This is a genomic window from Actinoplanes sp. NPDC089786 (assembly GCF_040684855.1).
Lineage (GTDB): Bacteria > Actinomycetota > Actinomycetes > Mycobacteriales > Micromonosporaceae > Actinoplanes.
Genome location: NZ_JBFBGU010000011.1, coordinates 167453 through 181663, shown reverse-complemented (window position 1 = coordinate 181663; position 14211 = coordinate 167453). Strand labels below are relative to the sequence as shown.

General features: G+C 68.1%; 10 protein-coding genes and 1 pseudogene. 5 read left to right on the top strand and 6 right to left on the bottom strand.

From position 1 onward, the window contains the following. The first annotated feature begins 259 nt into the window (after nt 1-259). The 5 genes and pseudogenes from AB0O15_RS28280 to AB0O15_RS28260 form a co-directional block, all read left to right on the top strand. Nucleotides 260-1831, top strand: coding sequence for a methyl-accepting chemotaxis protein (locus AB0O15_RS28280; RefSeq protein ID WP_364324115.1), 1572 nt, complete (start codon nt 260-262; stop codon nt 1829-1831). After that, entirely contained in the window at nt 1828-2310 is a 483-nt protein-coding gene (locus AB0O15_RS28275; RefSeq protein ID WP_364324232.1) for an IS3 family transposase, read from the top strand. Before AB0O15_RS28280 ends, AB0O15_RS28275 begins: the two co-directional genes overlap by 4 nt. Nucleotides 2311-2696: 386 nt before the next feature. After that, complete coding sequence (locus tag AB0O15_RS28270; protein ID WP_364324113.1) at nt 2697-4274, top strand: S8 family serine peptidase; 1578 nt, start codon at nt 2697-2699, stop codon at nt 4272-4274. A 280-nt stretch (nt 4275-4554) separates the two neighbouring features. Then, entirely contained in the window at nt 4555-6183 is a 1629-nt protein-coding gene (locus tag AB0O15_RS28265; protein ID WP_364324111.1) for a diguanylate cyclase, read from the top strand. 235 nt (nt 6184-6418) lie between these two features. Beyond that, nucleotides 6419-7009 (top strand): annotated as a pseudogene (locus AB0O15_RS28260) (ISAzo13 family transposase); the annotation flags it as partial. Nucleotides 7010-7487: 478 nt separating this feature from the next. Here AB0O15_RS28260 and AB0O15_RS28255 read toward each other — a convergent pair. The 6 genes from AB0O15_RS28255 to AB0O15_RS28230 all read right to left on the bottom strand — a co-directional run bounded on the left by AB0O15_RS28255 (nt 7488) and on the right by AB0O15_RS28230 (nt 14183). Beyond that, the gene (locus AB0O15_RS28255; RefSeq protein ID WP_364324109.1) at nt 7488-8252 is read right to left on the bottom strand and encodes a transposase family protein; all 765 of its coding nucleotides are present in this window, start codon (nt 8250-8252) and stop codon (nt 7488-7490) included. A gap of 554 nt (nt 8253-8806) precedes the next feature. Continuing rightward, nucleotides 8807-9562 carry an SDR family NAD(P)-dependent oxidoreductase gene (locus AB0O15_RS28250; RefSeq protein WP_364324107.1) on the bottom strand — a complete coding sequence of 252 codons (756 nt, stop codon included), beginning with the start codon at nt 9560-9562 and terminating at the stop codon, nt 8807-8809. A 439-nt stretch (nt 9563-10001) separates the two neighbouring features. Beyond that, entirely contained in the window at nt 10002-10424 is a 423-nt protein-coding gene (locus AB0O15_RS28245) for a hypothetical protein (protein ID WP_364324104.1), read from the bottom strand. Between the two features lie 225 nt (nt 10425-10649). Next, on the bottom strand, nt 10650-11645 hold the full coding sequence (locus AB0O15_RS28240; protein ID WP_364324102.1) for a LacI family DNA-binding transcriptional regulator: 996 nt from the start codon (nt 11643-11645) through the stop codon (nt 10650-10652). Between the two features lie 19 nt (nt 11646-11664). Next, entirely contained in the window at nt 11665-12516 is an 852-nt protein-coding gene (locus tag AB0O15_RS28235; protein ID WP_364324100.1) for an ROK family protein, read from the bottom strand. Then, the gene (locus tag AB0O15_RS28230) at nt 12513-14183 is read right to left on the bottom strand and encodes a hypothetical protein (RefSeq protein WP_364324098.1); all 1671 of its coding nucleotides are present in this window, start codon (nt 14181-14183) and stop codon (nt 12513-12515) included. Before AB0O15_RS28230 ends, AB0O15_RS28235 begins: the two co-directional genes overlap by 4 nt. Nucleotides 14184-14211 lie beyond the last annotated feature (28 nt).

The following is a 14211-nucleotide window of genomic DNA, read 5'->3' as shown; positions in this document are numbered from 1 at the left end:
CGGATCCGGCGCTGACCTCCTCAGCGGCGTCGTCGGCGGTTGTGGTCGTCGTTCTCGGTGGTGATCCGGGCAGAGGCTTCCTCGCCAAGCTGGACGTGGCGGCTGAGGGAGGGATCCCCCGACATCCCGGCGGGGCGCGGCCGACGCGCAGGGCAGCTCGTATGAATTCCGGCAGCACATGTTGTCGGCAGTTCCTGATGAATGGGGCAAACGGCTGTGTGACGCGTTGTTGCGGCCTAGGGTCGGTTGGTTAGACCTCGTGTCCGGGCCGGTGCCGGCGATGGTGCGGGGTCGTTCCGGCCGCACGCCGCCACGGAGTCAGGAGATTCCTGGAATGAGTTCGATCGCCATGAACGTCGGACCGGCGCCCAGGCGGCGTTTCTTCGCTGATCTGAGTGTGAACGTCAAGATTCTCGGCGCGGTCGGCGTCGCGGGGTTGGTCGCGCTCATTGTCGGGCTCGCCGGGCTGCAAGCGTTGAGCAAGGCCAGCGACTCCGCGCAGAACATCTACCACCGCAACGTCGCCAACGTCCGGGCCGCGGGCCGGGTCCAGACCGCGATGACCCAGGCCAGGGTCGACGTGGCCATGCAGGCGGTCTCGCTGAGCGAGGCCAATACGACCAAATTCGGCCAGGCGTTCGCCGCCGATCTACTGGCCTTCGACGCGGCGATGACCGCCTACCGCGGCAACCAGCCCGCCGGTGACCCCGCGGTGATCGCGCGCCTCGAGACGAACTGGCAGGCCTACTCCCAGGTCGCGCAGACCAAGATGATTCCCGCTGGAGAGCGCAAGGACATCAAGGAATGGGAACAGGTCCGCGACAACGAGGCCCTGCCGATTCTGAAAGCGGTCTACGCCGACGTCGAGGCGCTCAGCTCCGCAGAGAACGCTGCCGCCGCCGACAGCGCCGGAAACGCCAAATCCGGTTACCAATCCAGCCGCACCACAGCGATCCTGCTGTTGGTTGCCGGGCTGCTGCTCGCTATGGGCCTGGGTTTCCTGATCGCCCGCGGGATCGTTCGGTCGTTGTCCAGGGTGAAGGACATCTGTGGTGGTCTCGCGGCCGGCGACCTGACCCGTACCACCGGGCTGAGCACTCGCGACCAGCCCGGGCAGATGGGGCTGGCCCTGGACGCCGCGATAGCCGGGCTGCGCCAGACCGTGGCGACCATCGAGGGCTCCGCCACCTCGCTGGCCAGCGCGTCCGAGCAGATGTCCGGCGTCTCCGCGCAAATCGCCGCATCGGCGGAAGAGACCTCCGCGCAGGCCCTGACCGTGTCGGCCGCGGCGGAGGAAGTCTCCCGCAGTGTCGAGACCGTGTCGGCCGGTAGTGAGGAGATGAATGCCTCGATCCGCGAGATCTCGCAGAACGCCACTGAGGCCGCCCGGGTCGCTACCGACGCCGTCGCCATCACCGCCGCGACATCCACGACGATGAACAAGCTCGGCGAGTCGTCCGCCGAGATCGGCAACGTCATCAAAGTCATCACCTCGATCGCCGGGCAGACGAACCTGCTCGCTCTCAACGCCACCATCGAGGCCGCCCGGGCCGGCGAGGCCGGTAAGGGCTTCGCGGTCGTGGCCAGTGAGGTCAAGGACCTGGCCCAGGAGACCGCGCGCGCCACCGACGACATCTCCCGCCAAGTGCAGGCCATCCAGGCGGACACCACCGGTGCCGTCACGGCGATCGAGGAGATCTCCAAGGTCATCGCCAGGATCAGCGACATTCAAACAACGATCGCTTCGGCAGTCGAGGAACAGACCGCCACCGCCGACCTCGCCCGCATGTCCGGCGAGCTCAGCGCCGTGGTCGCCAACTTCCGCTACTGACAGATGTAGACCCTCGACTCAAGATCCTGGCCACCGTCATCGACCTCGCCTCACGCCGCATCGTCGGCTGGGCCGTCGCCGATCACCTCAAGACCGACCTGGTCGATGACGCTCTCACCGACGCCCTCGTGCGGCGCCGGCCCGCGTCCGGACTGGTCTTCCACTCCGATCGCGGCTGCCAGTACACCAGTGCCCAACACGCCCGCCTCGCCGCCGTCCACGGGATCCGCCTGTCGGTCGGCCGGCGCGGGCAATGCTGGGATAACGCCGTCGCCGAGTCGTCCTTCTCCACCATCAAGACCGAGCTGTTGCACCGGCAACCCTGGCCAACCCACACCGCCGCCCGCCAGGCAATATTCGAGTACATCGAAGGCTGGTACAACACCCGCCGCCGACACTCAACCCTCGGCTACCTCAGCCCCACCGCATACGAAGCCACCCACCACGAGGACCTGCTACCAGCACGTCAAGCTGCCTGAACAAGATCAACACATCGACCCTGTCCGTCAAAACGGGCCAAGCCCACCCGAACGGAAGTTACGTGTTCTGTTCAGATTTCGCATGCGTCGGACGATCGACCCGGGTGGCCCCGGCTAGCGAACCCCCCAGCACTGCCGGCGCGAAGGGAGACGAGTTCAGCATGAGCAATGCCGTGAGAGATGGGTGCCGCAAGCGAGGAACCGTCCCGGAGGTGCCCGCGACGTGCCGGGCTGCCGCGCCGATAGCTCGGGACCGACCGCGCTGCCGGTGGCTTCTGGATCCTCACCCGCCGGCGGGTTTGTGGCATGCCTGAGCCGGTGGCGGCGACCGGCGCGGGTCAGGGCTCGTGGAGTACGGACGGGACGAGCAGGGCTCTGGCCGAAGGGTGGGCCAGGCCATTCAGCCTCGGCATCTCAGGGAAGGACATCTTGTGTCTACGGTGAAACAATGGGGCAGATCATCTCGCCTGCTTTCGGCGGCGGTAGCGACCGCGCTGGTCCCACTCGTGGTCGCCGGCCCGGTCGGCTTCACCTCGGGCGAAAACGTCCGCCCGGGTGGTGGCTGGTCGGGTCTGTGGTTGAGCGCCGATTCGACGGCGTCCAGCGGCACCAGTCTCCAGGACGTCCGGACGATTGTCGGCGCTGACGTCGGCGCCGCCGCCAACCTCACCGGCGCGGGCGTCGGTGTCGCGCTGATCGACACCGGTGTGGCAGGAGTGCCCGGTGTGCCCGCGGCCCAGATCGTGAACGGGCCAGACCTGTCGTTCGAGTCGCAGTCGGCGAGTCTGCGCTATCTCGACACCTACGGTCATGGCACTCACATGGCGGGCATCATCGTCGGCAACGACACCGCAACCGGCGCCAAGGGCCTTGCCCCCAAAGCCAAGCTGACGTCGCTGAAGCTGGGCACCGCCAACGGCGCCGTTGACGTCACGCAGGTCATCGCGGCGATCGACTGGGTCGTGGCGCACCGCAACGACGACCCGGCCAACCGGATCCGGGTGCTGAATCTGTCGTACGGCAGCGGTGGCAACCCGAACTTCTGGAGCGATCCGCTCAGCTTCGCGGTGCAGCGGGCCTGGAAGGCCGGCATCGTGGTGGTCGCCGCCGCCGGCAATGACGGCAACTCGTCGGTGCGCCTCGCTAACCCGGCGAGCGACCTTTACACCATCGGGGTGGCCGCCACCAGCACGAAGGGCACCCTGTCGACCGCCGATGACGAGCTGTCCACGTTCAGCAACTTGGCGACGTCGGAGAAGATGCCCGACCTTTTGGCCCCCGGTCAGTCGATCGCCTCGCTGCGCGTGCCGGGCTCGAACATCGACAACAGCTATCCGGGCGCGCGCGTCGGCGCCACCCTGTTCCGGGGCAGCGGCACGTCGCAGGCCGCCGCGGTGACCTCCGCCGCAGTGGCACTGCTTCTACAGGCCAAGCCCACGCTAACGCCCGACCAGGTCAAGGACGTGCTGAGGCAAGGCACGTACATGAGGATCGGCATCGCCGCCGAGCGCGGCATCCGGGAGATCAACGTCAACGCGGCTCTCGGCCTGACACCGACCACGCTCGCCCAGACATTTATGCTGTCCGATGCCTCCGGCTCGCTGGACAGCGCCCGGGGCGGAAGCCGAGTGGTCACCAACGGCGTGGCGCTCAGTGGGCAGAACACCATCTACGGACCGTTCGACACCGCGGCCTGGTCGAAGGCGTCCGCCGACGGCACGTCATGGCGGGGTGGCTCGTGGATGGGCAACCGGATCGCCGGAGACGGCTGGACGGGTAGCTCGTTCGCTTCCAGGACCTGGGCCGACGCCAGTTGGTCGGGCGCGCCATGGGGCGGCTCGGCGACATCTTGGGTCGACCCGAGCTGGTCGGGCCGGTCCTGGTCGGGTCGGTCCTGGTCAGCCGGCACCTGGACCGGCCGCTCCTGGTCGAGCGAAGACTGGGCCACCGCATCCTGGAACTGACCCACGACACCACATCACGGCGGATCGGATCAGCGACAACGACGCGATCCGCCGTGATTTGTCGTGCCAGCGGGCGCCGACGTCCCGCGAGCGAAGGACACTACTGTCCGGTCGTGGGCGGAGGGCGAGATCGAGGACGGTGGCCACGATATTCGCGATCGGACCCGCGGGCCGGCCCAGGATCAGATCACGACCTCAATCTTCTACCGTTCACGGCCGCGGCGCCGATTGGGGCACCGTGAGAAAGTGGCCGGCGGTAGATGGCTCGGAGCACGCGCCGATGGCGCCCGCTTTGAGCGCCTCGCCGTGCGAGCCGCGGCACCCCGAGGCCACCCCGATCCGCCGCGCGGATGAGCTGGCCACCCAGCTCGATGATCTTGAGGACCCACTCGCCTTCGACGTTCTGGTCGTCCTGGCCAAGGCGGCCGAGATCGAGCGGGCCGCAAAAGCCCTGGGCGATTCAGAGCTGCGCCTGCGGGCGCGCCTGTTGCAGGCGGACATGTGGCAGCGCGAGGGACAGGCCACTGCGGTGGCGAGTGTCCTCTGGGAAGTCAACGCGTGGACCGCCAAACATGATCACCGCGCGCTGCGTGCACGCAGCGACCGGCTGTCGGCGCGGATCTTCTACGCTCTCGGTGATATGGCGGCCTGCCTTGAACACGCGGTCAGCGCGGTGCAGCACTTGGAAGACTCCGCGCCGGCTCGCACGCGGTCGGCTTACCTCATGGCCCTTGGCGGGGCGCTGAACGCAACGGGCTCGTTCGAGCAGGCCCGCAAGCGCTACCAGCAGGCTGAGCGGTTCGCGGTAGCCAGTGGTGACGTGCAGCGCCAGTTGGCGGTGCTCAACAATCTGGCCTATTCGGAACTCGAGGCCGGTGATGCTGAGCGCGCGTGGGAGGTGGTCCAAGGGCTGCAGACGGTCGCCGCAGAGCACCAATCCGAGTTGAACCCCAACTACCTGGACACCGTGGCGCAGGTCCAGATCGCAATCGGCCGGTATGCCGAAGCCGAGCAGGCCGCCAGGGCCAGCATTCACGCATGCTCCGGTAGCTGGGAGCAGGAGGTCGACTCGTTGGCCCAGTTCATGGCGACCCTCGCGGTGGCCCAACGCCACCTGGGGGCCACCGCGGCCGCGCAGGACACGCTCGATCGTTGCCGGCTCCTGTGCGACGAGCGGAACCTAACCAAGATCAGTGTGCAGCTCCTACAGGAACAGGCCGAATTGTACGGCGCGTGCGGCGAATTCGAGCGCGCCTTTCTGACGCACAAGGCGTTCTACGCAGCCGACATTGAACTCATCTCCCAGCAGCGCGAGGCGCAGGCTCGCACCCGTCAGGCGATGTTCGAAACCGCTGAGGCGCGCGAGGACGCCGCACGGTTCCGGGAGCAGGCCCGGCACGATCCGCTCACCGGACTGCCGAACCGTCGTCACCTGGACGAACACCTACCCGCGATGATCGATGACGCAGAACGCGTCGGTGTGGCGCTGGTAGCGGCGGTGATTGACGTGGACCACTTCAAACGTGTGAACGACACGTTCTCCCACCAGATCGGCGATCAGGCCCTCGTCGTCATTGCAGGTCTACTGGCTGCGGCCGTACCGGCCTCCACTGCAGAGTTCCCCGGGTTCGCGGCCCGCACGGGAGGCGAGGAGTTCCTGCTGATCCTGCCCGGGATCGGCCCGAAGGCGGCGGCGCCCCATCTGGAAGCGCTCCGGCACGATATTGCGGCCTATCCGTGGCAAAAGCTCGCAAACGACCTTACCGTCACCGTAAGCATCGGTATGACCGCGACCAGGGGCGATATTGTGCCGAGTGCCCTGCTCGCCCGGGCTGACGAACTGGTGTACGCGGCCAAGCACGCGGGACGTGACCGCGTTTGTGTCGACCCCGAGCTGGAAATGGGTTGACTACCGCCGTGCGCATGACACGCCGCCGACGGCACCAACACTCTCCACAAGGGACGACTAGGATTGGCAAACAGCGATTAGCCGCGGGTAGGCAAGGGCACTCCGCCGGCCGAACTCGGCATCATGCTGGACGCACACCGATAGCTCGCACGGCACCGGATCGGGCCGCTAAGGGCTCGCAGAGGAATAACCCGTAGCTTGCCGGATTGTGGTCCGTTGATCTGTTATGGGTGTGATGGCAGGGGTTCAAGAGCAACTGGTGGCGAATTTCCAGGCGATCTTTCCGCATCTGGATGAGCGGCAGCGCCGGTTGTTGATGGGTGCCGAGGCGCGGGTGCTGGGCCATGGCGGGATCCGGGCGGTGGCCGGGGCTGCCGGGGTTCGGGAGGCGACGGTCGCGCTCGGCGTCGATGAACTCGACGCCGGTGCTGTGCCGTTGGGTCAACGCGTAGGCCCGGCGGGGGCCCGCAAACGGGTCGTGGACCTCGATCCCGGGTTGCGTCTAGCGTTGATGGCCATGGTTGAGCCGGACGAGCGCGGTGATCCGATGTCACCGCTGCGGTGGACCACGAAATCGACCCGGAACCTTGCTGGCGAACTGACCGGCCAAGGCCATCGGGTCTCCGCCGACGTCGTCGCTGATCTGTTGCGCGAAGACGGTTTCAGCTTGCAGAGCAACACGAAAACCCTGGAGGGCAAGCAACACCCGGACCGCGACGGGCAGTTCACCTATCTCAACGAACAGGCCCGTACTCACCGAGACGCCGGTCAGCCGGGGATCAGTGTCGATACGAAGAAGAAAGAACTTCTCGGAGACTTCAAGAACCCTGGCCGGCAGTGCTTCCACGGCGACTGGAACTACACCCTGCACCCCGCCACACCCGACAACGAGGCACCCACCAGCACCCCCGCCGAGCCACCGGAGTCCTTGTCACATCCCACTTTCACCGGCATGACCCCCGACGAACCGACCGCACTGACCGCCGCGCTCGAAGCCATCGTCGACGGTCGGCGTGAAGCCACACGAAAGCGGCCCACCAACAAGCCGTCGAAGCCGCCGGCCACAACGGAATCCGGCCCCACGCCCCACGATCCGGGCGCCCATCCACATTCGGTTTCCCCGACCGGGTCCTGGCCACCATCCTGCACCTGCGGTTGTCTCCGCCTCCCGACACGCTGGCACACCTGTCACACAGCAACCGATCCACAATCTGCCGGGTCATCCGCGAGGCACGACAACTCCTCGATCAACACGACACCATCATCACACCGGCGCCGAACCCATCCAACGCATTGAGCCGTTTTCATCCTGCATAGATGGGGTTTTCGACGTGGTGTAGGACGAGGATGGCCTGCACGATCGCGGTGGCGCGGCGTGGGCAGCACCGCAGCTTGGTCAGGATTTTCCAGGTCTTGAGGGTCGCGTTGGCGCGTTCGCCATTGGCGCGGTTGACCTTCTTCTGCCAGCGAGACAGTTTCGGCCGGGAGCGGTGGCGTTTGAACGGTGTTCGGATGCTGCCGCGGGCGCCCTGGTAGGCCTTGTCGGCGAACGTCATCACGTTTTCCCTGGTCAGGGTTTCGATGATCTGGTGGATGCGGGCGGCGGTCAGGTCATGGGTGGAGCCGGGCAGAGCCGCCGACGCCCAGATGAGCCGGCCGACCGGGTCCGCGATGACCTGCACGTTCACGCCGTGACGGCGGTGCTTACCGGAGTAGTAGGGCTTCTGGTCGGCGACCCGGTCGATCGGGATCAACGTGCCGTCGAGGATTGCGTAGGCCAGCAGACGGATCCGGGCCATCGCAGTGGCCAGGTCGTCTGCGGTGGCGGCGAGCAGATCGATGGCTTCGCGGACATATCGCCAGGCCGTCGTGACGCCGATTTCGAATCCGCAGGCCAGGCGGGTCAGGGTGTCGCCGTTGCGCAGGTGGGCCAGGGCGAGCAGGGCTTGCCGGCCAGGATCAAGGCGTCGCCATCGGGAACGGCGCTGGGTGCGGTGTGCCCGTATGAGGTCGGCGAGGTGGTTCAGGGTGCGGGTGGACAGCGGAATCGCAGCAGGGTAAGACAGCACAGCGAGGCTCCCGGTTGGGGCATCGGATCTTGGTCGACTGCTGTCTTACCGGGAGCCTCGCCTTATGTCCACATCAGACTGCGTGCCCTCGCGACCTGCACTGGCACCGGCACCGGCACCGGCACCGGCACCGGCACCGGCACCGGCACCGGCACGATGAAAATGGCTCAAAATGGCTCAATGCATCACCGTCAGCTTCAGTCCAACCCATCATCAATCCCTAGTTCCGCTGGCGGCCGATGTCGACACCGACGGTACCGGCCGAGCACGGGGCATCGCCTTGCACCCCACTGCTTCCCTCCAACCACGCGCGGGGCACAGCAAGCCTGCCGCCACAACCGCCGCAGCCCGCAGAAACACGGCCGACAGAGCCCTGTGGAAAGAGCTGTGGATAACACATCCGACCGCTCCAGGTGCCGTCAAACACCAGCTACCGAACTTAGCCAGCCGATCCCACCGCGCTCTACCAGCGGCAGATCAGGACGTGCCCTTGCCCGACGCTGTGGCCGTGTGTCCTGTACCGGGGCCGGTCAACCCCAGCCTTGGCGGCGATGCTAGATCTGGTCGAGAAGCTGGGCGGATTGACCAGGCAGTAGGACAAGAACCCGGCCGTCGAGACGGTCGTCGCGGACCAGTTCAACCACGGCGTCGGTGAACTGAGCCATTGGAATCGGATCCGGGACGGTGGCCCGCTGCGCGCCTGTCATGGCGGCGAGCTCGCGCAGCGCTCGCTCGGTGCCCACCCAGTCGGGCGCGATGCAGACGACCCGAACGTTTGTTCGTTCGCGCAGGCCGGTGAGTGACGAGGTGAACCGGATGAGCCCGGCCTTCGCCGCGCCGTACTCGGGGGACTGGTACGAACGGTGTCCCAGACCGGCGGTGGAGGCCACATTGACGATTACACCTCCGTGTCGACCCTGCATCGCCGTGATCGCCAGCTGGGTAGCCAGCATCGGGCCACGCAGGTTTAAGTCGAGCAGCGCTCCCCATTGTGCCGGGGTGGCGTCGGGGAAGTGGGGCGGGACGTGCCCGCCACCGCCGGCGTTGTTGACCAGGATGTCCAGGCCGCCTGCTTCGGTGACCGCAAAATCGATCATCCTCGCTATGCCTGTCTCTGAGCACATGTCGGCCGCGATGAACCGGGCATCACCGCCGGCGTCCCTGATCATCCGCCTGGTCTGCTCCCCACCCACACAGTCGATGTCCGCCAGCACGACCGCGGCACCCTCTGTGGCGAGGCGCCGCGCGATGGCCCGACCAGTCCCGACCGACGCGCCGGTCACCAGGGCGACCTTATTCCGGATATCCACCCACACTCCCTCGCTATGAACCAACGTCCGATCTCTCCGATACTGCCAGCGGGGTACGACAGAACAGCAATGGACAAGACCGCCCGCCAGCTCAAAAAGCATTCCCACGCGAGGCTTGACGAACTGGATTTACCGCGTCAGGCAATGGTCTACACGTTTTCATCTCGGCAAATCCGGACGTCGCCGGACCGCCAACATCACCCGTAGTTGAGGGGCATCAGTGAATGAGCCAGTCTGTCCCGATGGCTCACAGCGTCTGGAGCTTTGCCATCATGATGCCACCAGCAGCCTCGAGTTAGAACTCCTCGACCCGTCTTCTCACCTAATCAGTCGGACCGCGAGCAAGCCTCGTACCTGATGCGATACGGCTCGAAGGGCTCGCCCTCCACGGCGTCAGACAGGCGGCATTTCCTTTAGCCGACAGGCCGAGCTGGGCAGGCTAGCTCGAACTTCTGACTTCACCGCCGTTTGAGATTCCGTCGCCATGGCTGTCATCCTGATCTGCCGCTACGACGAAGTCTTCAGGATGGGCTATCGGGAGAAGACGGAATTGCTGCTCGTGCGTGCTGCCGTATGGCGTAGTGGCGTCGAATTTCATGCGCCTATGATCGCGAATCAACAACATCTCGATGACGGCGGAGGCCCTTCGCCAGCCGCGGGAGGACACCTTGTCGCGGTCGTCGCCGAGGACGCCGCCGCCGAGGTGTTCCCGCCTGCTGCCCACCGAGCCCGACCAGGCGCTCTGGTCACTGTTCCAGCTCACCATCGAAACGGCAGTGTGCCAAATGTTCGGCATCGTGCCGCCCACCCACGCGCCCGCCCACGGCCGGCACAAGATCGGCTGACCGACGTCCTGTCGCACCGGCGGGTCAGGATGCCGGCGTCTTCTCCGCTGAACTCGCCGCCACGTCAGCCAGCGAGGCCGGCACCACCCCCAGGCGCCGGGCGGCGGGGATCCTGGGTGTCAGGGTTCGGTGAGACCAGCGGTTCACAGGTGTAGCCCGCCCGGGGGCGAGGATGGATTGATCACGTTGACGCTCAACGCGCTGGACCCGTTGGTAGGCGACGATGGGGCCATGGCCAATTCTCAGGACGCGGCGTTGGGGTAGTCGATGACCTTGGTCGGGATGACCACCCGGCGGGCCAGCGGGGTGGACGACGGGTTGTCGATGTGGCCGCAGACCAACTCGGCGGCGACCCGGCCGATCTCACGGGCGTCATAGGACACCACGATCAGCGGCAGGTCGAGCAGGTCGGCGAAGTCGAAGTCGTCGAAACCGGCCAGGGCGGTCGTGCCGCCGTGCGACCGGATGGCGCGGTAGGCACCGATGGTGTTGCGGTTGTTGGCGGCGAAGACGGCGGTCGGCGGGTCGGGCTGGTCGAGGATCGCGTTCGCCGCCTCGACCGCGGCCGCGACGTGGGGCTGGTTCCGGCGGACGAACCGGTCCTGCACCGCCAGTCCGGCCGCCTCCAGCGCCGCCACATAACCGCGGTAGCGTTCCGAGCCGGTCCAGGTGGCCGCGGGCAGGCCGAGGAAACCGATGTTGCGGTGGCCGCGCGCGATCAGCATGCTGGTCGCCTCGTAGGTGCCGCCGAAGTCGTCCAGCAGCACCGCGTCCACGTTGATCCGGTGGGGCGGGCTGGCCGCGAGCACCACCGGGACGGCGGCGAGACCGGCCGGGTCGAGGTGGTCGTGCTGGTTGGCGGCCGGCACCGCGATGATGCCGTCCAGCCGGCGGGCCGCGAAATCCTGGACCAGCTGGCGTTCCCGGTCGGTGTTCTCGCCGGAGTTGGCGAACACGACGCGCATCCCGCGCTTGTCCGCGTGGTCCTCGATGCCGAGGGCGAGCTGGGCGTAGAAGGGGTTGGCGATGTTGGTGATGATGACGCCGAGCAGCTTGGTCGAGCCGCCGACCCGCAGGGTGCGCGCGGCCTCGTTGCGCCGGTAACCGAGGGCCGCGACCGCCGCCAGCACGCGGCTGCGTTTCTCGGGGGCGACGCCGGGGTCGTCGCGGAGGGTGCGCGACACGGTCATCGGGCTGACGCGCGCGTAGTCGGCGACGTCACGCATCGTCGGGTTCATCGCTGCGATGGTATCGCCATCACGGCGCCGTCCCCCGCCGCGTCAGCCAGGCGGCGCCGACGTGCGCGGCGGTCCGCGGGTGGGCCGCGACCAGCACCTCCGCCTCGGCACCGCCGTCGGCCAGCCCGGCGATGAACAGAGGCCCGATCACGTCCCACGACCGGGTCACCGCGCCGCCGACCACGACGGCCCGGGCGGCGAAACCGCGGACGTACGGAGCCAGCGCGCTCCCCAGCCGGCGGTAGGCGGTCAGGGCCTCGGCGTCCCCGGCCCGGATCACCTCCAGCACACCCGCGGCCTGCCGCCCGTGTGCCCGGAGCACCGCCCGGGTGCTGACCGTCTCCTCCAACGGGCGGCCGTCGATCTCCAGCAGGTCGGCCCGGCCCTCAGGCGGCACCGCCGGGCCGTCCCGCACAGCCCGGCCGCGGTCGAGGAAGGCCGATCCCACGCCGGTCCCGAGCGTGATCCCGGCGATCCGGTCCAGGCCCCGGCCGGCCCCGGCGACCCACTCCCCAACCCCGAACGCCTCGGCGTCGTTCACGAACGTGATCTCCGCCGGCTGCCCGTCGAGCGCCTCGGTCAGGGCGGCGCGCACATCGACGCCGTTGAGCGTCGTGAACTTCCCGACCCCGGCGTACCGGCCGACGCCCCCGGCATAGTCGAACGGGCCGGGAACGGCGAGGCACAACGGCGTATCCCGCAAGGGCCCGGCCGATCGCGCCGCGACCGTGAGCGCCCCGATCAGGTCTCGCACTCCGGCCTGCGGATCCACCCGCCAGACCGGCGGCGCATCGTCGCGGGCCGTCCACGTGGCCGGATCGACCCGGGTCGCGCAGACGTGGCTGCCGCCGAGCTCGACCGCCGCGATCATCGGACGAACGCCTTCACCACACGCGCTCCCGCCGGGCCGAGGGCGGTGACCGTGTAGCGACCGGCCGCCGCCGGAATCACCAGCGTCTCGGCGAACGACACCAGGTGCTCGCCGAGCCCGGTCCGGATCCGGACCCGCCCGGCCACCACGTTGAGCACGTGGAAACGGTCGGTCGTGTCCTGCGGCGCCGTCGCCCCGTCCGCCAGCTCCAGGCGGTGCACCTGGAAGAACATCTCGGGCAGGGCTCCGATCAGGTCCTCGCGCCAGCCGGCGCCGGCCTCGACCGTCCGCGGCCGCTGGACGAGATCGGCGCGCGACTCGGGCCCGGTGCGGCTGGTGTCCAGGTTGCCGAACGCGTGGCCGACGTGCACCGGGCGCTGCCGGCCGTCGGCGTCGCGGCGCAGCCAGTCGTAGAAGCGCAGCGAGTAGAGGTAGGGCGTCGCGCTGACCTCGAGCACCACGTTGCCCTTGCCGCTGCCGTGCGGGGTGCCGGCTGGGATGAGGAACAGCTGGTGTTCGTCGGCGGGGTGCTGCTGCACGAACCGTTCGATGTCGAAGGGCTCGCCGTGGTCGTGTGCCGCGTGTGCCTGGCGCTCGAAGGCGGCCAGGTCCACGCCGTCGCGCAGTCCCAGGTACACCACGTTCTCCGGCGAGCCCACCATCATGTAATACGTCTCGTGCTGCGGGTACGGCCAGCCGAAAACCGTACGCATGCGGTCCGGCCGCGGATGGCAGTGCACGGAGAGGTTGCCACCGCCGTACGTGTCGAGGTAGTCGAACCGGATCGGGAACGACGTGCCGAACCGCGGGTGCACGGCCTCGCCCAGCACCGCTTCCGGGTGCGACGCGACCAGCAGCTGGAACGGTACCTCGACGGCGCCGCCGTCCCGGATGCCGATCAGGATGCCGCTCTCCGGTCCGATCAGCTCGTACCCGAGGGCGGTGTTGCGTGCGCCGGGATTCATGCCGAGCTGCTCCTGCGCCCAGTGCCCGCCCCACGAGGTGGTGTTGAAGGTCGGCCGGGTGCGCAGCGGACGACGGGACAGCCAGGCCAGCGAGGCGCGGAGATCGGCGCCGGCGAGCAGCTGCGGATCGGCCGGATCCTGCAGGTCGAGCCATTGCGTGAGGTCTGCGGCGACGGCGTCGCGGTGCCGGTCGAGCAGCGGCCAGTCGACATAGAACAGGCGCCGCGTGTCACCCGCCTCGCCGGCCGGCCGGCCGAGGTTGCGGCCGTGGCCGTCGATCGTCGCCTTTTCCGCGTACCGCTTGGGCAGGTCGGCATACCAGAGCTCGTCGTGCCCGGCCAGAGCGGCGCCCGGGCCGAACACCACGGTCAGCCGGCCGGGGTCGCGTGGCACCGGCGGCACCCGGTCGATGAGATCCGCCAGCGTCCCCGTGGCGAGGGTGGCGAAGTCGGGGTCGCCGGCCAGCTCGCGGGCGGACTCGGTGCGCTTGCGCACCTGATCCCAGCCGACCGTCGCGGTGCGCATGTCGACGAGCAACGCATCGGGCGGCAGCGCGGCCAGCACGGCGGCCCAGTCCTGCACCATCGGGCCGTCGATCGCGAGCACCGCGCCGGGGCGGGGAAGGACGTCGCGGACCGCGTCCCATCCGCGACGGACGGCACCCGTCGCCGGCGGGTAGATCGGCTCGGACTCGTAACTCATCTGGTCAACCACCCCGGCGATGGTATCG

Bases quoted from the DNA above. Each gene is read 5' to 3' on its own strand.
- AB0O15_RS28265 (WP_364324111.1), top strand. From the start codon at position 4,555: ATGGCGCCCGCTTTGAGCGCCTCGCCGTGCGAGCCGCGGCACCCCGAG.
- AB0O15_RS28240 (WP_364324102.1), bottom strand. From the start codon at position 11,645: ATGAACCCGACGATGCGTGACGTCGCCGACTACGCGCGCGTCAGCCCG.
- AB0O15_RS28235 (WP_364324100.1), bottom strand. From the start codon at position 12,516: ATGATCGCGGCGGTCGAGCTCGGCGGCAGCCACGTCTGCGCGACCCGG.
- AB0O15_RS28230 (WP_364324098.1), bottom strand. From the start codon at position 14,183: ATGAGTTACGAGTCCGAGCCGATCTACCCGCCGGCGACGGGTGCCGTC.